This window comes from Streptomyces sp. CC228A, from assembly GCF_021390935.1.
Classification (GTDB): Bacteria; Actinomycetota; Actinomycetes; order Streptomycetales; family Streptomycetaceae; genus Streptomyces.
Genome location: NZ_JAJPUI010000003.1, coordinates 636,801 through 654,741 on the forward strand (window position 1 = coordinate 636,801; position 17,941 = coordinate 654,741).

The 17,941-nt window shown below is 75.0% G+C and carries 15 protein-coding genes and 3 pseudogenes; 7 read left to right on the top strand and 11 right to left on the bottom strand.

The window, feature by feature from the left end; genetic code table 11:
- Nucleotides 1–1,642: 1,642 nt before the first annotated feature.
- A pseudogene (locus tag L6E17_RS12725) lies at nucleotides 1,643–2,706 on the bottom strand (ROK family protein).
- 57 nt (nucleotides 2,707–2,763) lie between these two features.
- On the opposite strand from L6E17_RS12725, the gene L6E17_RS12730 reads away from it, so the two are divergent.
- Entirely contained in the window at nucleotides 2,764–3,885 is a 1,122-nt protein-coding gene (locus tag L6E17_RS12730; protein WP_236240851.1) for a Gfo/Idh/MocA family oxidoreductase, read from the top strand.
- A 56-nt stretch (nucleotides 3,886–3,941) separates the two neighbouring features.
- On the opposite strand, the gene L6E17_RS12735 is transcribed toward L6E17_RS12730, so the two are convergent.
- From L6E17_RS12735 to L6E17_RS12745, 3 genes are all read right to left on the bottom strand, one after another.
- Nucleotides 3,942–4,799 carry a fumarylacetoacetate hydrolase family protein gene (locus L6E17_RS12735; RefSeq protein WP_236240852.1) on the bottom strand — a complete coding sequence of 286 codons (858 nt, stop codon included), beginning with the start codon at nucleotides 4,797–4,799 and terminating at the stop codon, nucleotides 3,942–3,944.
- A 103-nt stretch (nucleotides 4,800–4,902) separates the two neighbouring features.
- Entirely contained in the window at nucleotides 4,903–5,568 is a 666-nt protein-coding gene (locus tag L6E17_RS12740; RefSeq protein WP_236240853.1) for a membrane protein insertase YidC, read from the bottom strand.
- A 530-nt stretch (nucleotides 5,569–6,098) separates the two neighbouring features.
- The gene (locus L6E17_RS12745) at nucleotides 6,099–6,425 is read right to left on the bottom strand and encodes a DUF6412 domain-containing protein (RefSeq protein WP_236240854.1); all 327 of its coding nucleotides are present in this window, start codon (nucleotides 6,423–6,425) and stop codon (nucleotides 6,099–6,101) included.
- 103 nt (nucleotides 6,426–6,528) lie between these two features.
- On the opposite strand from L6E17_RS12745, the gene L6E17_RS12750 reads away from it, so the two are divergent.
- The 4 genes from L6E17_RS12750 to L6E17_RS12765 all read left to right on the top strand — a co-directional run bounded on the left by L6E17_RS12750 (nucleotide 6,529) and on the right by L6E17_RS12765 (nucleotide 9,191).
- A complete protein-coding gene (locus L6E17_RS12750) occupies nucleotides 6,529–7,557 on the top strand; it encodes an SEC-C domain-containing protein (protein WP_236240855.1) in 1,029 nt (342 codons plus the stop codon).
- A gap of 44 nt (nucleotides 7,558–7,601) precedes the next feature.
- Nucleotides 7,602–7,919, top strand: a complete 318-nt coding sequence (locus L6E17_RS12755) for a hypothetical protein (RefSeq protein ID WP_236240856.1) — start codon at nucleotides 7,602–7,604, stop codon at nucleotides 7,917–7,919.
- A gap of 205 nt (nucleotides 7,920–8,124) precedes the next feature.
- On the top strand, nucleotides 8,125–8,595 hold the full coding sequence (locus L6E17_RS12760; protein WP_236240857.1) for a hypothetical protein: 471 nt from the start codon (nucleotides 8,125–8,127) through the stop codon (nucleotides 8,593–8,595).
- A gap of 293 nt (nucleotides 8,596–8,888) precedes the next feature.
- The gene (locus L6E17_RS12765; RefSeq protein ID WP_236240858.1) at nucleotides 8,889–9,191 is read left to right on the top strand and encodes a hypothetical protein; all 303 of its coding nucleotides are present in this window, start codon (nucleotides 8,889–8,891) and stop codon (nucleotides 9,189–9,191) included.
- A 77-nt stretch (nucleotides 9,192–9,268) separates the two neighbouring features.
- Here L6E17_RS12765 and L6E17_RS12770 read toward each other — a convergent pair whose 3' ends face one another.
- The 5 genes from L6E17_RS12770 to L6E17_RS12790 all read right to left on the bottom strand — a co-directional run bounded on the left by L6E17_RS12770 (nucleotide 9,269) and on the right by L6E17_RS12790 (nucleotide 13,984).
- A complete protein-coding gene (locus tag L6E17_RS12770) occupies nucleotides 9,269–10,573 on the bottom strand; it encodes a DUF445 domain-containing protein (RefSeq protein WP_236240859.1) in 1,305 nt (434 codons plus the stop codon).
- Nucleotides 10,574–10,665: 92 nt separating this feature from the next.
- Entirely contained in the window at nucleotides 10,666–11,343 is a 678-nt protein-coding gene (locus L6E17_RS12775) for a DUF1707 domain-containing protein (RefSeq protein WP_308315870.1), read from the bottom strand.
- Nucleotides 11,344–11,352: 9 nt separating this feature from the next.
- Nucleotides 11,353–12,357 (bottom strand): ATP-binding cassette domain-containing protein, encoded by a 1,005-nt coding sequence (locus L6E17_RS12780; RefSeq protein ID WP_236240860.1) that lies wholly within the window; start codon nucleotides 12,355–12,357, stop codon nucleotides 11,353–11,355.
- Nucleotides 12,358–12,363: 6 nt separating this feature from the next.
- Entirely contained in the window at nucleotides 12,364–13,131 is a 768-nt protein-coding gene (locus L6E17_RS12785; protein ID WP_236240910.1) for an ABC transporter permease, read from the bottom strand.
- A gap of 52 nt (nucleotides 13,132–13,183) precedes the next feature.
- Nucleotides 13,184–13,984, bottom strand: a complete 801-nt coding sequence (locus L6E17_RS12790; protein ID WP_236240861.1) for an ABC-2 family transporter protein — start codon at nucleotides 13,982–13,984, stop codon at nucleotides 13,184–13,186.
- Between the two features lie 224 nt (nucleotides 13,985–14,208).
- Between L6E17_RS12790 and L6E17_RS12795 the strand changes: the two genes are divergently transcribed.
- Entirely contained in the window at nucleotides 14,209–16,194 is a 1,986-nt protein-coding gene (locus tag L6E17_RS12795) for a transglycosylase domain-containing protein (protein ID WP_236240862.1), read from the top strand.
- Between the two features lie 186 nt (nucleotides 16,195–16,380).
- Here the strand turns inward: L6E17_RS12795 and L6E17_RS12800 are convergent.
- Together L6E17_RS12800 and L6E17_RS31450 are read right to left on the bottom strand one after the other, a co-directional pair.
- A pseudogene (locus tag L6E17_RS12800) lies at nucleotides 16,381–16,853 on the bottom strand (cation:proton antiporter regulatory subunit).
- A gap of 98 nt (nucleotides 16,854–16,951) precedes the next feature.
- Nucleotides 16,952–17,305, bottom strand: coding sequence for a DM13 domain-containing protein (locus tag L6E17_RS31450; protein WP_374109048.1), 354 nt, complete (start codon nucleotides 17,303–17,305; stop codon nucleotides 16,952–16,954).
- Between the two features lie 425 nt (nucleotides 17,306–17,730).
- On the opposite strand from L6E17_RS31450, the pseudogene L6E17_RS12810 reads away from it, so the two are divergent.
- Nucleotides 17,731–17,941, top strand: a pseudogene (locus L6E17_RS12810) (glyoxalase); the annotation flags it as partial.

Sequence of the window (17,941 nt, forward strand, 5' to 3'; positions counted from 1 at the left end):
CGCTCTCGACCGAGCCTGTGCACCCCGGCCGGCGGACGGCCGGTCATGGAGATCGCGGGCCTGACCAGCGGCTCGTCGGCCGGCGACCGGCCCGCCGCCAGCAGACCGGGGACGCTCCGCCCGTCCGCACCGCACACCGCACACCGCACACCGCACACCGCACACCGCACACCGCACACCGCACACCGCACACCGCACACCGCACACCGCACACCGCACACCGCACACCGCACACCGCACACCGCACACCGCACACCGCGAGGAACGGCAGGGCCCCCGCCGGGGCAGCGGGCAGCCCGCGGCGGGCCCCAGGTGTCCTGCCCCGGGACGCCGGTGACACGTCGCCGGCGCCGCCGCGTCGGCGTCGGCGTCGGCATCGGCATCGGCATCGGCATCGGCATCGGCGGGCCGGACGTCAGCGCGGCCCGGGAAGCCTCCGCCCACCTCGCTCGCCCGGCCCTGGGCCTGCCCGCTCAGCGGGAAGGCCGCCCGCCCGGGACCGCGGGCGTGACCCGCGCACGCCCGGGACCGCGGGGCGCGCCCCGCGCATGCCCGGCACCGCGGGGCGTGACCCGCGCACGCCCGGGACCGCCCGCAGCCGACGCGTCCCCGCACTGCGACCGCCCGAGCCGGCACCGGCGTGTCCGGCGGCGGGCATGCGGCCCTGTCCCGCCCCGGCGGCGGCTCCGCCGGTCAGCGGCGGTGGCGGCGCAGGCGGGCGGCCAGCAGCACGGCTGCCGCGCCCAGCACCACGCAACCCGCGGCGGCGAGGGCCGGCGGCCACAGGTCTGCGGGCGACCGCTGCCCGCTGCTGGCCAGCTCGGCGGGGCCGGGCGGCGGGGACGGGGTGGCCGCCTGCGGGCCGGCGGGGGACCCGGACGGGGACGGCGGCCCGGACGGCGGGGCCGCGGTGGGCGCGGGTGCGAGGAGGGCGAGGCGGTAGGCGCCCGACTCCCCACCCAGTCGCCGTCGTCGCCCCTGCGCTGCACGATCGCGGCGTGCACGGTGATCTCGTCGGGGCGTGCCCCGGCGGCGAACGCGAGCCGGACGGGCACGCGGACGGTCCCGCCGGCGGGGACGGTGAACCCGCCGCCGACCGCGGCGGGGCCGCCGTCCAGGACGCCGACGACCTCCCGGGCGTCGGTCTCCTCCAGCGGCACGGGCCGCCGCCCGCCGGGCGCGGACGGGTCGGCGAACTCCAGCCGGACCTCGTCGGCCGCAGCGCGCCGGACCGGTCGGTGAGCACGAGGACGGGGTGGATGTTGCGGCACGGCTGGGAGGTCGTGTTGGTGAGCTCCACGTCCCATCCCTGCGGGCCGCCGCCGGCGCGGTACGCGACCGGGCCGCCGCGGATGCGGGTGCGCAGCGGGAAGCCGCTCCCGGTGGCGCCGTCCCCGCACCGGGGCTCCCGGCCGGCGACCGCCACGTCGGCGGACGCGGACGGCGCGGCGGGCCCGAGCAGCAGCAGGAGCACGAGCGCGGCCGCCGGGGTGGCCGTGGCGGCAGGAGCGGTACGCGGTGGCATGGGAGGCCCTCGGGGGTTCGCGGCACGTCGGTGGTCGTGGTTCCGCCTTCCCGCTCGGGCGCCCGCCCCACCGCGGCCGTGCCCGGACCCGCCGTACGGCCCGCCGGATGCGCCCGATCAGCCCAGCCGGCCGAAGAGCGGGGCGAGCACCAGGTGCGCCGCGCCCTCCGCCACCGGCTGCGGCGAGGCGTCCGCGGCGGCCACGGGCACCGGGGCCCCGCCGGTGCGGCGGGCGCGCTCGGCGAGGACGGCCGCCACGCCCCGTACGAAGGGCCCGGGCGCCGAGGCCACGACCCGGCCGCCGAGCAGGACCCGGTCGAGGCCCAGGAGGGCCACGAGGTTGGCGGCGCCCGTCCCGAGGACGCGGGCCGCCTCCTCGGTGTCCCCGCGGGCGACGGCCGCCAGGCACAGCGCCTCCAGGCAGCCGCGCCCGCCGCAGCCGCAGGGGGCACCGTCGAGCTGCACGGTCTGGTGGCCGAACTCGCCGGCGCCGGGGCGGGCGCCGCGGTGCACGGCTCCGTCAGGACGAGGCCCGCGCCCAGGCCCGTACCGAGGTGCACGTACGCGAAGGAGCCGGCGCCGGGGCCGCTGCCGCCGCGGACGGCGAGGCCCAGCGCGGCCGCGTCGGTGTCCTTGTCGAGGACGACCGGCAGGCCCAGCCGCTCCGCCAGGGCGTCCCGCAGCGGGAAGCCGTCCCATTCGGGGAATCCGGTCACCCGGCGCGGGACGCCCGCCGCGTGGTCCAGGGGGCCGGGCATGGCCACGCCGACGCCCAGGACGGTCGGCCGGTGCAGCTCGCGTACCGCGCTGGAGGCCGCTTCGAGGACCCGCTCGGGCCCGGCGCCCAGGTCGAGGGGCCCGCTGCGGGCTGCCGCGGTCGCCCCGGTGAGGTCGAGGAGCACGGCGTGGCACTCGTCGCGGTCCAGGTGCAGCCCCACGGCGTGGGCGGCCCCCGGCACGAGGCGCAGCACCGTGCGCGGCTTGCCCCCGGTGGAGGCGCGGCGGCCGGTGTCGTCGGCGAGGCCGTCCGCGCGCAGCCGGGCGGCGATCTTGCTGATGGCCTGGGGGGTGAGGCCGGTGCGTTCGGCGAGCTCCAGTCGGCTGATGCCGTCGGGGCCGGAGGCGCGGAGCAGTCCGAGCACGAGAGCGGTGTTGTGGCTGCGTAGCCCCGAGAGGTTCACGTCCGCATTCTGGGCCGCGGACTTGCCGTAACGCAACAGCGTTGCTTTAGTACGGGCATGACCGCACCCGCGCCCGCGCCCTCCTCGCCCCCGCCCGCCGAGCCCCCGGCCCCGCTCCGCGTGGGCCTCGTCGGCTACGGCCTGGCGGGCTCGGTCTTCCACGCCCCGCTGATCGCCGCGACCGGGGGCATGGTGCTCGACACCGTGGTCACCGCGCACGAGGAGCGCCGGGCGCAGGCCCGCGCCGCGCACCCGGGCGTCCGGCTGGCGGCCGCGCCCGAGGAGCTGTGGGCGCGCGCGGACGAGCTGGACCTCGTCGTCGTGGCCTCCCCGAACAAGACCCATGTGCCGCTCGCGTCGGCGGCCCTGGAGGCCGGGCTGCCGGTCGTCGTGGACAAGCCGGTCGCGGGCACGGCCGCTCAGGCGCGGGCGCTGGCAGCCCTGGCGCAGGAGCGGGGCCTGCTGCTGTCGGTCTTCCAGAACCGCCGCTGGGACAACGACTTCCTGACCCTGCGCGCCCTGCTGGAGAGCGGCGAACTGGGTGACGTGCAGCGGTTCGAGTCCCGCTTCGAGCGGTGGCGGCCGCAGCTGAAGGGCGGCTGGCGGGAGTCGGGCGCGCCGGAGGAGATCGGGGGCCTCCTGTACGACCTGGGCAGCCATGTCGTGGACCAGGCCCTCGTCCTGTTCGGCCCCGCGGTGCGGGTGTACGCCGAGGTCGACACGCGGCGGCCGGGCGCGCGGACGGACGACGACACGTTCCTCGCGGTGACCCATGCGGGCGGGGTGCGCTCGCACCTGTACGTCAGCGCGACGGCGGCCCAGCTGGGCCCGCGCTTCCGGGTGCTGGGGTCGCGTGCGGGCTATGTGAAGTACGGCCTGGACCCGCAGGAGGCGGAGCTGCGCGCGGGCGCCCGCCCGGCGGCCGGGCAGCCGTGGGGCGTGGAGCCCCAGGAGCTGTGGGGCAGGCTCGGCGCGGGCGTGTCCCCGGTGGCGGGGGACGGCGGGCGGCCGGTGCCGACGCTGCCGGGCGCCTACCCGGCGTACTACGCGGCGGTCGCGGCCGCCCTGCGGGACGGCACGCCGCCGCCGGTGACGGCCGCGGAGGCGGCGGACGCCCTCGACGTGCTGGAGGCAGCCCGCCGCTCGGCCCGCGAGGGCGTCGCGGTGGACCTGGCGTAGCCCCCGTACGGCAGCCGCCCCGCCCGGTGCCCGCCGGGCCCGCCGCCCCGCGCGGGCTACGCGTCCTTGAGCTGCTGCCGCTGGCGGCCGAGGCCGTCGATCTCCAGCTCGACGACGTCGCCGGCCCGCAGGTACGGCTTCGGCTCCGGCCGACCCATCGCCACCCCCGCGGGCGTGCCGGTGTTGATGACGTCACCGGGGTACAGCGTCATGAACCGGCTCACGTACCGGACGACCTCCCCCACCGGGAAGATCTGGTCGGCGGTGCTGCCGTCCTGCTGGAGCTCGCCGTTCACCCACAGCCGCATCCTCAGGTCCTGCGGGTCCGGCACCTCGTCGGCGGTGACCAGCCACGGGCCGAGGGGGTTGAACGTCTCGCAGTTCTTGCCCTTGTCCCAGGTGCCGCCCCGCTCGATCTGGAACTCCCGCTCGGAGACGTCGTGGGCCACGGCGTACCCGGCGACGTGCGCGAGGGCCTCCTCGGCGGAGTCCAGGTAGCGGGCCGTACGTCCGATGACTACGGCGAGCTCGACCTCCCAGTCCGTCTTCCTGCTCCCCCGGGGCACGAGCACTGTGTCGTCGGGTCCGACGACCGTGTCGGCCGCCTTCAGGAAGACCACCGGCTCGGCCGGGGGCTCGGCGCCCGCCTCGCGGGCGTGGTCGTGGTAGTTGAGCCCGATGCACACGACCTTCCCGACGCGGCCGACCGGCGGGCCCAGGCGCAGCCCCCGGCCGTCCAGCGGCGGCAGCACCCCGGCGTCCGCGGCGGCCCGCACGCGGTCGAGGGCGGACGCGTCGGAGAGCAGCTCCCCGTCGACGTCGGCGACGAGGGCGGACAGGTCCCGCAGGACCCCGTCCCGGTCGAGCAGGGCCGGTCGCTCGGCGCCCGCGGGCCCCACGCGCAGCAGCTTCATGGTCTTCTCCCTGTGGTCGAGGTGGGCCCCGGCCGATGGGGTGCGGCCATCGTCAGGATTTGGCTGATCCTCCAAGACGTCGGATCACTGTGCAAGCCCCTGTTCATTTGCTGGACCGGTACAGGACGGCCCGCTCGGCAGCGGTCCAGGCGGTGCTGGTCACCACGTAGAGAGCGGCGGCGAGCGGCACGACGGCGACCGTCACCAGCGTCGCGAAGGACAGCAGCGGCATCACCTTGACCATCGCCGCCATACCGGGCAGGTCACCGCCCACCTCGACGGCACCCATCTGCTTCCTGGTCATCCGGTACGTGAAGGTGGCGACGGCCGCGACGAGGGCGAACAGCACCAGGTAGACCAGCCCGGCGCCCCCCAGGAGCCCGCCGTGCGCGAGCGCGTCGGCCCAGCGCCCGCCGAGCGGCGCGGCAAAGAGGGCGTAGTGGCCGAGCTCCCCGGCGGAGAAGAGCTGGTAGAGCAGGACGAACACGGGCAGTTGGAGCAGTCCGGGCAGACACCCGGCGAGCGGCGAGACCTTCTCCCGCGTGTGCAGCTCCAGCACGGCCCGCCGCAGCCGCTCCGGATCCCGCGCGTGCCGCTTGCGCAGGGCGGCGACCTGCGGGGCGAGCCGGGCGCGGGCCCGCTGGCCCCGGGCGGCGGCGACGGACAGCGGGAGCAGGGCGAGCCGCACGAGGAGTGTGACGAGCACGATGACGAGGGCGGCGGGCACGAGGTGGGCGGCCCAGGTGAAGGCCGCGAAGAAGGCAGACATGACAGACCCCGGAGTGGTTCCGAACGTGGACGTACGCGGACGGCGGTGCGTGTCGACGGAAACGGCCGCGGAGCCGGGAGGGCCGGTGAGCCCGGTGAGCCCACGGAGGCCCCCTCCCGGACGGACCGGCGAGGGCCTCGGCCGCCGGAGCGCCCCGGCGCACCCGGGACGGTCCCGGAGCGCTCCGGGCTCCGGGCGGACCGGTCATCCGACCTCGCTCGGCCCGATGCCGGCACCCCGGGACCCCGAAGGGGCGGACCCCCGGAGGGCCGGACGCGTGCGCGGGATGCGTGCGCACGCCAGGTGGCCGGGAGTGCTCAGGGAGCCGCCGGGATCCCGAGGATCCGGGCGGGCTCAGCCGGTCGGGGCCGAAGTGGCCGGGAACCCCAGGTAGCCGGCACCCCAGCGACTGGGGCCCGGGTGACCGGGAGCCCAGGTGACCGGGAGCGCCCAGGTGGCCAGGCGGGGGCCGTGAGCCCGTACGGCTCGGGGAGAGACCCGCAACCCCGGGCGAAGCGCCCAGGTGGGGCCTACGCGACCGCCGTCGACAGGAAGGCGATGCGGCCGCGGCCGGGGGCGCGGGGCCGGCGGCGCCCGCGGGCGTCGGGATCACGCTGCGGCAGGAAGGCGGTACGCCGTGCGCGGTCGCGCAGGGCGGTGCGCACCCGGGTGGGCGGCACGGTCGGTGCGACCAGGACGCTCAGCACCGCGCAGGCGAGCAGCCCGGCGGCAGCGGCACCCACGGTGAGGACGGAGAGCGACGCAGCGTCGAGAGGCGACACGGCGGCGAGGAGGACGGAGAACACCGACAGCGCGGCAAGCAGCGCGCACACGCGCGACCCGAGCGACCCGAGCATCCGCCGCACCATGATCCCCCTCCCGCGTTCCGCCCCGACAGAACCGCCCCTACCGTAACACCGCGCCCCCGAACCCGAGCCGTACGGCAGTACGGTGGTGCCCATGCGCCTCGACACGCCTGCCGACCACACGAACGAAGCCGAGCGCCTGCTGCGCACCGCGGAGCAGTACCCCGAGGACCGGGAGCCGCTGCTCCTGCGGGCGGCGGCGCACCTGGAACTGGCGGGTGACCGCCCCAGGGCGACCACCCTCTACGACCTGCTCCTCACCTCGCCGCCGCCCCCGGAGAACCCGCACCTCATCCGGGCGCTGAAGGCGGCGAACCTGTGGGAGTACGGCCACGAGGCAGAAGCCCGGGCGATCATCGCGGGGCTGCGCGCGCTGCCGCCGACCGACGCGGCGGCCTGGGAGAGCATCGGGGAGACCCTGGAGTCCCACGACGAACTGGAAGCGGCGCACTCCGTGTTCACGGCGGCGGCCGAGGCGCTGGCCCCCCATCCGGTGGACGAGCAGGAGCTGTCCCACCCCACCCAGTCCCTCCTGATCGGCCGTCACCGGGTCCGCCGCCTGCTGGCGCTGCCGCACGACGACTGGGACGTCCTCGCGGACCGCCTCCACGCGGGCACCGTCCCGCTGGACGACCTGCACGACCCGAAGCGCACGTGGGCGCTCGGCTCCTCGGACCCCGCGGAGCTGCGGGCGGAGATCACCCGGCTGCGCAGCGAGCTCGGCACGTACCGCACGGCCCTGTCCCGGCCGTTCCCCGTGACGGTGCTGCACTGGCCGCCGGACGAGCTCGCCGAACTCCTCGCCGCCTACCCGGAGCTGGAGGCGGAGTACCCGACGTACGAGGCGCACGTGACCGACCTGGAGGCGTCGCTGCGCGAGCTCGCCGCCTCCGGCACCCCGAACCTCGGCGTCGTCCGCGGCACGGTCCCGTCGTACGAGGCGTTCGCGGCGGCGGAGTCCTCGTCCCCCGCCAACCCGGCACTCCTCCCCCAGTACGCCACCGCGCTGGCCGCCCGCGGGCACGCCACGCCCTGGCCGCCCGCCCGCACCTCCGCCTGCTGGTGCGGGTCCGGCAGGGAGTACGCCGACTGCCACGGCACGCAGGCGAGGCCCTGGACGTAGACCGGGCGAACGGGGCGGCGGGTGCGGCGCACCCGGACGTAGGCATGGCCCCGCGGGTGCGCGGGGCGCCGCACCAGGACGTCGACGTACACCGGCAGGGCGGTGCCGTACCGGTGCAGGGCGAGCGCGGCGGCTCCGGCGAGCAGCGCGTCCGGACCCGCGTACAGCAGCGCGGCCCGCATGCGCTGGTGCGGGTCGGGGCCCGCGTCGCCGAGCAGCACGACCCTGGGCAGCACCCGCCGCCAGGGGCCCCCGGGCCGGCAGCGCGCCGCGACCACGTGCGACGGGCAGCCGAGGTCGCGGAGCTGGTGCACGGTGGCGAGCCCGTCCTGCGCGACGACGAGCGGGTCGGAGACGAGTAAGTCGGACATGTGACCTGACCTGCCCGACAGCCCCCTCCAACTACCGTACGCGCCGGGCTCGTTACGCAACGGTGGCAGGAAGGGTCCTGCATCACCCGGAGCGGTTACTTGTCGTCACCACCACATCACGGTGCGCATGGACCTCGATGGCGTGGGGATCTCCGACCGCGTAACCGATCGCCCCTTGCTGTGAACGGAGCGCCCCATGCGCGCAGTTGTCGTCAGGTACGCCCAAGTCCTCCTCGCCGCGGCCGGCCTGGTCGCCACCACCACGGGGCCTGCGGCGGCCAGCGCGGTGGGGTACGCGAAGGTGGCTGCCTTCTGCCATGGGTTCAGGGGCGCGGAGGTCTGCGCGCCGGTGACGACCCTGGGGCACTTCATCCAAGGGCAGGGGAAGCGCATCACGCGGGAGGAGGCGTCCGTCCAGGATGTCGTGGGCGGTGACACGGCGGGAGGCAAGTGGTGCAACTGGCGCATCGACTGGCGCTATTCCGACACCGACGGCCGCACCTATCTGATCAGTAAGGGGCCCATGCACACGAGGTGCGACTGGCTCGGCTCCATCGGCCGTATCGACAAGACGAAGCGGACGTTGAAGCACTACGGCAAGGCATGCGCTGACTTCTACGCCGGAGGCAAGAAGCGTGCTTCCCAGTGCCACTACATCACCAAGTGACTGGAGAGCCCCATGGTGGACGGCCCGCTGAGTTCGTTGCAGTCCCGCACGCTGCGCTGGCTATTGATCATCTGCTTGACCGGCGTAGCCTCCGGAGTCCTCGTCCCCATCGTGTTCGGTCTCCTTCTGCCCGCCTCGGTTTACGAGGAGCTACCGGACTCCGCACTGTTCTTCGCCGTCGTGGCAGGGGCAGTCGGTCTCTCCGCAGCCGTCCACCGCTGGTCCCGCCGCAAATCCCCGCCCCCCGGGCGTTAGCCTCGGGGTGGAGGTTTCGGAGAGACCGGAGGTGCAGGATGCGTGGTGCGGCGGTGGCGGCTGTGGCGGCGGGTGGGCTCGTCGGGGGGTACGGGGTCGCCCGGTGGACGAAGAAGCGGCCGCTCGGCGGCGTCGCCCTGGCGGCGGCCGGGGCCGTGGCGGCGCGGGAGTGGCAGCGGACGAGCGGCGGCGCCGCGGCCGCGGGGCTCACCGCCGCGTACGTCGCGGCGTTCGCGGGGGCGCATCCGCTGGCGAAGAAGATGGGCGCCTGGCCTGCGGTGTTCTCCGTCGCCGGGGGCATGGCGCTGGCTTCCTGGGCGGTGACCCGCAAGGAGGGCTGAACGGGGCGGCGGGTGCGTACGTATAAGACGGCACCTCCCCGTAGTAACTGGGCGGGTGGCCGGTCGGCAGGGACCGGTCACCCGCCCAGGGTGTGGGAGACGGTGTGGATCAGCAGGCCCGCGAGGGCGCCGACCACCGTGCCGTTGATGCGGATGAACTGGAGGTCCCGGCCGATGTGGGCCTCGATCTTGCGGGAGGTCTCCGTCGCGTCCCATGCGGCGACGGTGTCGGTGATCAGCGACGTGATCTCCGCGCGGTACGTGGTCACGAGGTGCGCGGCCGCCTCCTCCAGCCAGCCTTCCGCCTTGCGCCGGAGGTCCTCGTCGGTGGACAGGCGGGCGCCGAGGGAGAGCAGGGACGCCCGCGCCCTCAGGCGCAGCTCGCTGCGCTCGTCCTCCGCGGCGGAGAGGACCATGGTCCGGACGGAGCCCCACGCCGACGCGATGACGTCCTGGACCTCCGGGCGGGACACCAGGTCGGACTTGAGGCGTTCCACCCTGTTCCTGGTGTCGGTGTCGGACTGGAGGTCCCGCGCGAAGTCCTGCAGGAAGCGGTCCAGGGCGCCGCGTGCCGGGTGGGCCGGCATGTCGCGCATCTCGGTGACGAAGCGCAGCAGCTCCTTGTAGACCCGCTCGCCGACCTTGCGGTCCACGAAGCGCGGCGTCCAGCCGGGCGCGCCGCCCTGCACCGCGTCCATGACGGAGTCCGCGTGCAGGACCAGCCAGTCGTGGGCGCGGGCGCAGACGAGGTCCACGGCCCGGTGGTGGGCGCCGTCCGCGACGACCCGGTCCAGGGTCTTGCCCAGTCCCGGCGCGACCTCCGCGGCCTCCGCGCGCCGGGTGATCGCCTCCCCCACCACGGCCTGCACGTCCGCGTCCCGCAGCACCGTGAGGGCGCCCCGCAGGGCGGTGGCGAGCTCGGACGTGACGCGGTCGGCGTGCGCGGGCTGCGACAGCCAGTCCCCCAGGCGGGCCGCCACGTTCAGGGCGTGGAGGCGGGTGCGGACCACGTCGGCGGAGAGGAAGTTCTCGCCCACGAAACGGCCCAGTGACTCGCCGAGCTGGTCCTTCTTCGTCGGGATGATCGCGGTGTGCGGGATGGGGAGGCCCAGCGGGCGGCGGAAGAGGGCGGTGACCGCGAACCAGTCGGCCAGGGCGCCCACCATGCCCGCCTCGGCGGCCGCCGCCACGTAGCCGGGCCAGCCGGTCACGCCCGATGCCTCCGCCCAGGTCGCGAGGGCGTAGACGACGGCGACCAGGAGGAGCAGGGCCGTCGCGGTCGCCTTCATGCGGCGTACGCCCCGGCGCTTCTCCTCGTCGTCCGCCGTGTACGCGAAGGGCGCGGCCGCCGCCGTCCGCGTCCTCGTGGCGTCTTCGCTCATGCGCCGCTCCGCTGTCGTCCGCCCCGGGCCTCGGGTCGGTCCCTGCCCGTCTCTCTCAGGTACTCCCGAGACGCGGCTCAGGTTCCCGGCGGCTACTTTTCCAGCTGCTTGTTCGTTTTGCTCCCTTTGCGGGGCTTCCGTTTCACCTCGACGCCGCCCATCAGGGCGAAGCCGGTGATCCGCACCCTCGGGGAGCCGGGGGTGCCCTCGCCGGCGCCCCGGTCGTCGAAGCCGCCCATGAAGCCGACGCCGGTCACCTCGACGTGCAGGTCGGGCGGGACGACCACCCCGACGCCGCCCATGACCGGGAAGCAGCGGATGACGATCTCTCGGTCCTCGAAGTCGGCGTCCCGCAGGTCGATGTCCCCGCCGCCGCACAGGGTGAAGGCGGTGAAGACCCGGCTCACGCTCCACCGGCCGCGCCTGCCGAAGCCGCCGAAGACGGCGACGGCGCCCCGGGAGGTGGCGGGGCGCCCGATCCGGGAGGCCCAGGACCCGGTCCGCGCGGGGACGTCCGCGGGGCGGGCGGGGACGCCGCCGGAGGGGGCGGCCGGGGGCAGGTCACGTGTCAGGGGCGCCAGCTCGCCGTAGGTGCGGGCCCGGTAGGCCGCGTCGAGCCGCTCGTCGAACTCCGTCATCTCCAGGCGCCCCTCGGCGGCTGCCTCCCGCAGCCGCTCGGCGACCTGCTCGCGGTCCGCGTCCGACGCGCGCATCTCCGGCAGCCGGTCCGGGTGCCCGCCCTGGGCGCTGTTCACGGGGTCGTCGGTCATCCCCTCAGCCTAGGCCGCACCGCGGTCCGCGTACATCTTCGCGATCAGCGCCTCGATGTCCGGTTCGCGCACCGACAGGTCCACCAGGGGGTACCTGGCCGCGGCCTCCGCCACCAGGGGCGCGGCGGACGCCGACGCCGGGAACGCCAGCCACTGGCGGGGGCCGGCCACCCGGACCGTGCGCGCGCCCGCCAGTTCGATCGGCGGCAGCTCCCGCTCCAGGTCGACGACGAGGGTGCGCTCCCCCGCGCCCCGCTCGTGCAGCCCGCTGAGCGTGCCGTCGTACATCAGGCGGCCCTGGTCGATGACCATGACCCGCCGGCACAGCTGCTCGATGTCGGTGAGGTCGTGCGTGGTGAGGAGGACCGTCGTGCCGTGCTCCGCGTTGAGGGCGCGGAGGAACGCGCGGACCTTCGCCTTCGACACGACGTCCAGGCCGATCGTCGGCTCGTCGAGGTACAGCACCTCGGGGTCGTGGAGCAGCGCCGCCGCGATGTCGCCCCGCATCCGCTGCCCCAGGGACAGCTGACGGACCGGCACCTCCAGCAGGTCGCCCAGTTCCAGCAGTTCCACGCAGCGGTCCAGGTTCTCCCGGAAGCGGGCGTCGGGGATGCGGTACATGCGGTGCATCAGCCGGTACGAGTCCCGCAGCGGCAGGTCCCACCACAGGGTGGTCCGCTGGCCGAAGACCACGCCGATGCGGCGGGCCAGCCGGGTCCGCTCCTGCTGGGGGTCGACGCCCGCGACGCGCAGGCGGCCGCCGCTCGGCGTCAGGATGCCCGTCAGCATCTTGATCGTCGTGGACTTGCCGGCGCCGTTCGGCCCGATGTAGCCCACCATCTCGCCGCGCGCCACGCGGAACGAGATGCCGTCCACGGCCCGCACCCGGCGCCGTTCGCGGCGCAGCAGCCCCGTGCGGCGCCGTACGTCGAAGACCTTCTCCACCCCTTCCAGTTCGATGAAGCCGGCGTCCGGCACCCGGTCCGGTGCCGTCGTCTGCTCGGTCTGTGCCATGCCGCCTCAGCTCCCCGTGCTCCGGTACGAACGCAGCCCCGCCCGCCAGGCCAGTCCTGCCGGCCCCATGCACACCACCGCCACCAGGGGCGACGCGAACGCCGCCCACCACGGCAGGCCCGCCGGTGACTCCCGCCCCAGGACGTACAGCGCCGGCACCCAGTTCACGAACGCCAGCGGCACCACGTACACCACCCCCCGCACCAGCTCCCCCGCGAAGATCGACGGCGGGTACTGGAGGAGGGTGTTCCCGCCGTACGTGAAGGAGTTCACGACCTCGGCGCCGTCCTGCGCCCAGAACTGGAACGCCGCGCCCGCCACCATCACCGACCCGAAGATCAGCGTGCCCGTCACCACCATCAGCGGCACCATGGCCACCGTCACGGGGGTCCAGGCCACCCCGTCCAGCACCACCAGGGACCACACCAGCACCAGCAGGCCCTGGAGGGGCCGCCCGAGCCGGCGCAGCGCGAACCGGTCGGCCGCCACCTGCGCCAGCACCGGCGCCGGCCGCACCAGCAACATGTCCAGCGTGCCGTCCCGCACCCGCCGCCCCAGCCGGGACACCTGGCCGAAGGCGAGGTCCGCGAGGCCGAACGCCGTGCTCGTCGTCCCGTACAGGAACGCGACCTCGGCGAAGGAGAACCCGCCCAGCCCGCGCACGTGCGTGAACATCAGCAGGATCACCACGAAGTCGAAGAAGTTGGCCACAAGGTTGGACAGCAGCGCCACCGCGAACGAGAAGCGGTACGTCATCGTGGAGCGGATCCACATGGCCGCGATCAGACGGTAGGCCCGCAGGCCGTCCGCCGGCCGGGCAGCCGCGTCACCCACCCTGCACCACCAGCCTGCGCGTCGCCGCGGCCTGCAGCGCCCGGCCCGCCACCAGCAGCACCAGCGCCCAGCCCGCCTGGAACCCGTACGCCCCGAGCAGCGCCCGGCCGGTGCGCTTCTCCAGGAACACGTCGGCCGGCACCTGGAGCATCGACGCCCACGGCAGCGCACGCGCCACCTCGCCGAGCGCCCCCGGGAAGACGTGCAGCGGCAGCAGCATCCCGGAGAAGAACAGCCCGGACAGCCACGCCACCTGCACCACGCCGGCACCGTCCATCAGCCAGAACACCGACAGCGCCACGAGGAACCAGAACCCGAAGCTCACCACCACGCCGAGCAGCACGGACAGCACGAAGGCCGGCCACGTCCACGGGTCGCCCGGGAGCGCCATGTCGAAGACGAGGACGCCCACGAGCAGGGGCACGGCCCCGCGTCCGGCGAACTGGAACGCCGCACGCCCCAGGGCGGCCGACAGCCACCACAGCTGGAGGTCGGCGGGCCGGTAGAGGTCCACGGCGATGTCACCGCTCTTCACGCGCTCGATCAGCTCGTCCTCGAAGCCGCCGCCCATGAGGGAGCAGACCGCCAGCAGCGCCTGCCCGATCCACACGTAGGCGAGCGCCTCCTGCATGTCGTAGCCGCCGAGCCGGGGGCGCTCCTCCCACAGGGCCGCATAGGTGAACGCCAGGATGCAGCCGAAGACGGTGTTCGTGAACACCCCCGCGGCGGTGGCCACCCGGTAGGTCGCGTGGCGCCGGAAGGACCCCGCCACGACGGCCGCGTACAGCCGCACGTCTCCTCCTCCGCCTCCGACCGCCCGCCCGCCGGGCGCAAAGCCCGAGAGCCTAGCGGGGCCGACGCACCGTCCGCGACGGGTTTTCCGCCTGCCGCCCTCCCGCGACCGGCGGGGCACCGGAATGCGCGGGATCGCGCCGCCGGCGGTGCAGTATGAGAAACAGGGCGGGGCATACCACCGCACACACGGTCAAACAGGTACAGAGACAGGGCCGGAGGCACATGAGCGACGACGCCCCGCTGCCGCCAGGAGGCTGGGAGCCACGCGACCCGACCGTCCACGGCACCGGCGCACCGCCGGGGGACCGCGCCCGCCCGGGCGCGGCCGCGGCACGCCCCACGCGCCGCGCCCTGCGCCGCGCCCGCCGCGCCGAGCGCCGCGCGGCCAGGCGCCGCCGCCGCACCGGATGGCGCCGCCTGGTCCCCACCTGGCGCATGCTGCTCGGCGGCCTGCTGCTGGTGGTCCTGCTCGGCGCCGCCGCCCTCCTCGCGGGCTACCACCTCATCGGCATCCCGCCCGCCAACGCCCAGGCCACCGCCCAGGCCAACGTCTACCTCTACGCCGACGGCAGCCCCCTCGCCCAGGCCGGCAAGGTGAACCGGGAGAACGTCCCCCTCTCCCGCGTCCCCGCGTCCCTGCGGCACGCCGTCCTCGCGGCCGAGGACCGCGACTTCCACTCCGAACCCGGAGTCGACCCCGAAGCCCTCCTCCGCGCCGCCTGGAACACCCTCAGCGGCAAGGGCACCCAGGGCGGCTCCACCATCACCCAGCAGTACGTCAAGAACTACTACCTCGGGCAGGAACGCACCCTCACCCGCAAGGTGAAGGAGTTCTTCATCGCCATCAAGCTCGACCGGCGCACCTCCAAGGACCACATCCTGGAGGGCTACCTGAACACCAGCTACTACGGCCGCAACGCCTACGGGGTGCAGGCCGCCGCCCGCGCCTACTACGGCAAGGACGTCGACGAACTCGGCACCGCCGAAGGCGCCTACCTCGCCGCGCTCCTCAACGCCCCCAGCGCCTACGACGTGGGCTCCCGCACCGGGAACCAGACCCGCGCGCTGGCCCGCTGGAACCACGTCCTCGACGCCATGGTCGAGGAACGCTGGCTCACCGCGGCGGAACGCGCCCGGCTCACCTTCCCCGCCGTCACCCCGGCCCGGCCCGCCGCCGGGCTCTCCGGGCAGCGCGGCTACGCCGTCCAGGCCGTGAACGCCTACCTCACCCGGCACGGCATCGTCGGCCGCGGCGAGCTCGCCGCCGGCGGCTACCGCATCACCACCACCCTGCGGAAGGACCGCGTCGACGCCTTCGCCGACGCGGTCGGCGCCCGGGTCCTCTCCCGCCTCGACCCCGACGCCCGTCCCGTCGACCGCTACGTCCGCGTCGGCGGCGCCTCCGTCGAACCCGCCACCGGCAAGGTCGTCGCCCTCTACGGCGGCATCGGCTACACCCGGCAGTACGTCAACAACGCCACCCGGCGGGACTACCAGGTGGGCTCCACCTTCAAGCCGTTCGTGTACGCCGCCGCCGTCGACCGCGGCGCCACCACCCAGTACGGCGAGCCGATCACACCCGACACCGTCTACGACGGCACCAACAAGCGCCCCGTGGAAGGCTGGACCGGCTCCCCCTACGCCCCCGCCAACGAGGACGACCACAGCTACGGCGGCATCACCCTGCGCACCGCCACCGACCGCTCCGTCAACGCCGTGTACGCCCAACTCGCCGTCGACGTCGGCCCCAAGGCCGTCGAGCGCACCGCCGTCGCCCTGGGCCTGCCGCCCGACACGCCCGACCTCAACGCCTCACCGTCCATCGCCCTGGGACCGGCCACCGCCAGCGTCCTCGACATGGCCGGCGCCTACGCCACCCTCGCCAACCACGGGCGGCGCGGCGGCACCTACACCCTCGTCGAGAAGGTCGAGCGCATCGGCCCCCGCGGCCCGGAGCCGCTCCCGCTGCCCGCCACCCTCGCCCCGCCCGCGAGGAGGACGGTGAGCACCGGCAGGTACACGGCCATCAGCAGGTCCTCCATGACGAGGATGCCGAGGACGACGGGTGTCTCGCGGTTGCCGAGGCGGCCGAGGTCGGTGAGGACCTTCGCGATGACGCCGGAGGAGGACCCAGGTGACGCCGGCGAGGGCGAAGGCGGCGACCGGCCCCAGCCTTGGCAAGGGCGGCGGCCGCGCCGGTGGCGTTGAGGACGAAGTCGACGAGGCCGGAGGGTACTGGGTGCGCAGGCTGGTGACGAGTTCGGAGGCGCTGCTCAGGCCGAGCAGGAGCAGCAGCAGGATCACCCCGATCTCGGCGCCGACGGCGACGAAATCCGCCGTGTCGAGCGGCAGGATGCCGCCGTCGCCGAGCAGCCCCGGCCGTGTCGTGCACGGTCACTCACCGCCGATGATCGCGTCGAGCGCGTCCACGCCCTCGCGGGTGCCGACGACGACCAGCGTGTCGCCGATGGCGAGCCGGAAGTCGGGTCCGGGTGACGGTGGGCGCTCGTCCGGCGCAGGACGGCGACGACGGAGGCGCCGGTGCGGGTGCGGGCACGGGTGTCGCCGAGCAGCCGCCCCCCGTACGGGGAGCGGCTGGTGACCTGGATGTGCTCGGTGACGAGGTCAGGCCCGTCGGTGCGGATGTGCCGTCCACCGGGACGGGGTCGATGAGCTGGGCGAGGGCGGCGGCGTCCTCGGGCGTGAGGGCCACCGCCGCCTCGCAGGTGTCGGGGTCGTCGTCCCGGTAGAAGCCGAGGAAGCGGCGACCGTCGCGGTGGACGACCACGGAGAGCCTGCGGCCCTCCTCGGTGGTGAAGTCGTACTGCGCGCCGACGCCGGGCAAGGGGAGTGCGACGGGTGGGCATGACCGCACTCAGGGCGATGTGCGTGGGGCGGAACGGCAGCACGCACACCTTATCAACACATATGCAGCTATACGCCTTGTATGCCCGGTATACGTATGTCAGGCCCCGGACCTGCGGCGGTGCGTCACGCCTTCTTCACCAGCTCGGCCGCGCCGAAGGACCACGTCGAACCGGTCGCACTGAGATGCTGACGCTGCCGCACGCACGTCGAAGCTGGCGGGCAGCGCGTAGTTCTGGTCGCCCCTTGTTGCCCTTGAGCTCGCCGAGGTCGACGTACGCGCCGTCGTCGAAGACGCCCCAGCCGCCTTGCCCTCGATCACGGGGGCGTCGGTCACCCACACCTTCAGGTCCGGGCCGTTGCTGGTGTCGAGGTCCTCCAGGCGGAGGACCTGGGAGCCGTCGGGCAGCCGCAGGACGCTGACCGTGCCGGTGGTGCCGTGCTCGTGCGTGATGTGCGCCCGTGGCGAGCGCCTGCGGGCCCGCGGCCGGGCGACGGCGACGCGGGGGCCTGCGGCGGACGGCTCCGGTGACGGGGCGGTAGCGGCAGCGGGGGCGCGCCGGAGTCCGCCGGGGCGGTGACGACCGCGTCAGGGCAGCGCCCTCTCGTCGATCTGTCCAGCCAGCTTCCACGGCTGGAACCAGTACAGCCCGAAGCCGAGCGCCACCAGGGCGACCACCGCCACCCCCACCGCCACCGGTCGGGTCACCAGCTTCCGTACGCCGCCATCGCCACCGCCTCCTCGCCTATCGCTGTCGTGGAGGCCATTCAACGCGAAGAACGCCCCCGCAGGGGCTTCACCCGGATGACGAGTCTTGCGTTCGCCATGTCCGACCCTGACAGGGCCGGCGGGGACGGCGCCTAGGGGTCGTCTCCGACATGGCCGCCACCCTCGCCTTCTACCGCCTCCTCGGCCTGGACATCCCCGCCTCCGCCGACACCGCCCCGCACGCGGAGGCCGCGCTGCCCGGCGGCATGCGCGTCATGTGGGACACCGAGGACACCGTCCGCTCGTACGACCCGGGGTGGACCCGGCCGAGCGGCGGCGACGCGGTCGCGCTCGCCTTCCGCTGCGCGAGCCCCGCGGAGG

Excerpts from the sequence above, each read along its gene's own strand:
- L6E17_RS12730 (WP_236240851.1), top strand. The coding sequence starts at position 2,764 with ATGACCGCACCCGCGCCCGCGCCCTCCTCGCCCCCGCCCGCCGAGCCC.
- L6E17_RS12735 (WP_236240852.1), bottom strand. The coding sequence starts at position 4,799 with ATGAAGCTGCTGCGCGTGGGGCCCGCGGGCGCCGAGCGACCGGCCCTG.
- L6E17_RS12740 (WP_236240853.1), bottom strand. The coding sequence starts at position 5,568 with ATGTCTGCCTTCTTCGCGGCCTTCACCTGGGCCGCCCACCTCGTGCCC.
- L6E17_RS12745 (WP_236240854.1), bottom strand. The coding sequence starts at position 6,425 with ATGCTCGGGTCGCTCGGGTCGCGCGTGTGCGCGCTGCTTGCCGCGCTG.
- L6E17_RS12750 (WP_236240855.1), top strand. The coding sequence starts at position 6,529 with ATGCGCCTCGACACGCCTGCCGACCACACGAACGAAGCCGAGCGCCTG.
- L6E17_RS12755 (WP_236240856.1), top strand. The coding sequence starts at position 7,602 with ATGGCCCCGCGGGTGCGCGGGGCGCCGCACCAGGACGTCGACGTACAC.
- L6E17_RS12760 (WP_236240857.1), top strand. The coding sequence starts at position 8,125 with ATGCGCGCAGTTGTCGTCAGGTACGCCCAAGTCCTCCTCGCCGCGGCC.
- L6E17_RS12765 (WP_236240858.1), top strand. The coding sequence starts at position 8,889 with ATGCGTGGTGCGGCGGTGGCGGCTGTGGCGGCGGGTGGGCTCGTCGGG.
- L6E17_RS12770 (WP_236240859.1), bottom strand. The coding sequence starts at position 10,573 with ATGAGCGAAGACGCCACGAGGACGCGGACGGCGGCGGCCGCGCCCTTC.
- L6E17_RS12775 (WP_308315870.1), bottom strand. The coding sequence starts at position 11,343 with ATGACCGACGACCCCGTGAACAGCGCCCAGGGCGGGCACCCGGACCGG.
- L6E17_RS12780 (WP_236240860.1), bottom strand. The coding sequence starts at position 12,357 with ATGGCACAGACCGAGCAGACGACGGCACCGGACCGGGTGCCGGACGCC.
- L6E17_RS12785 (WP_236240910.1), bottom strand. The coding sequence starts at position 13,131 with ATGTGGATCCGCTCCACGATGACGTACCGCTTCTCGTTCGCGGTGGCG.
- L6E17_RS12795 (WP_236240862.1), top strand. The coding sequence starts at position 14,209 with ATGAGCGACGACGCCCCGCTGCCGCCAGGAGGCTGGGAGCCACGCGAC.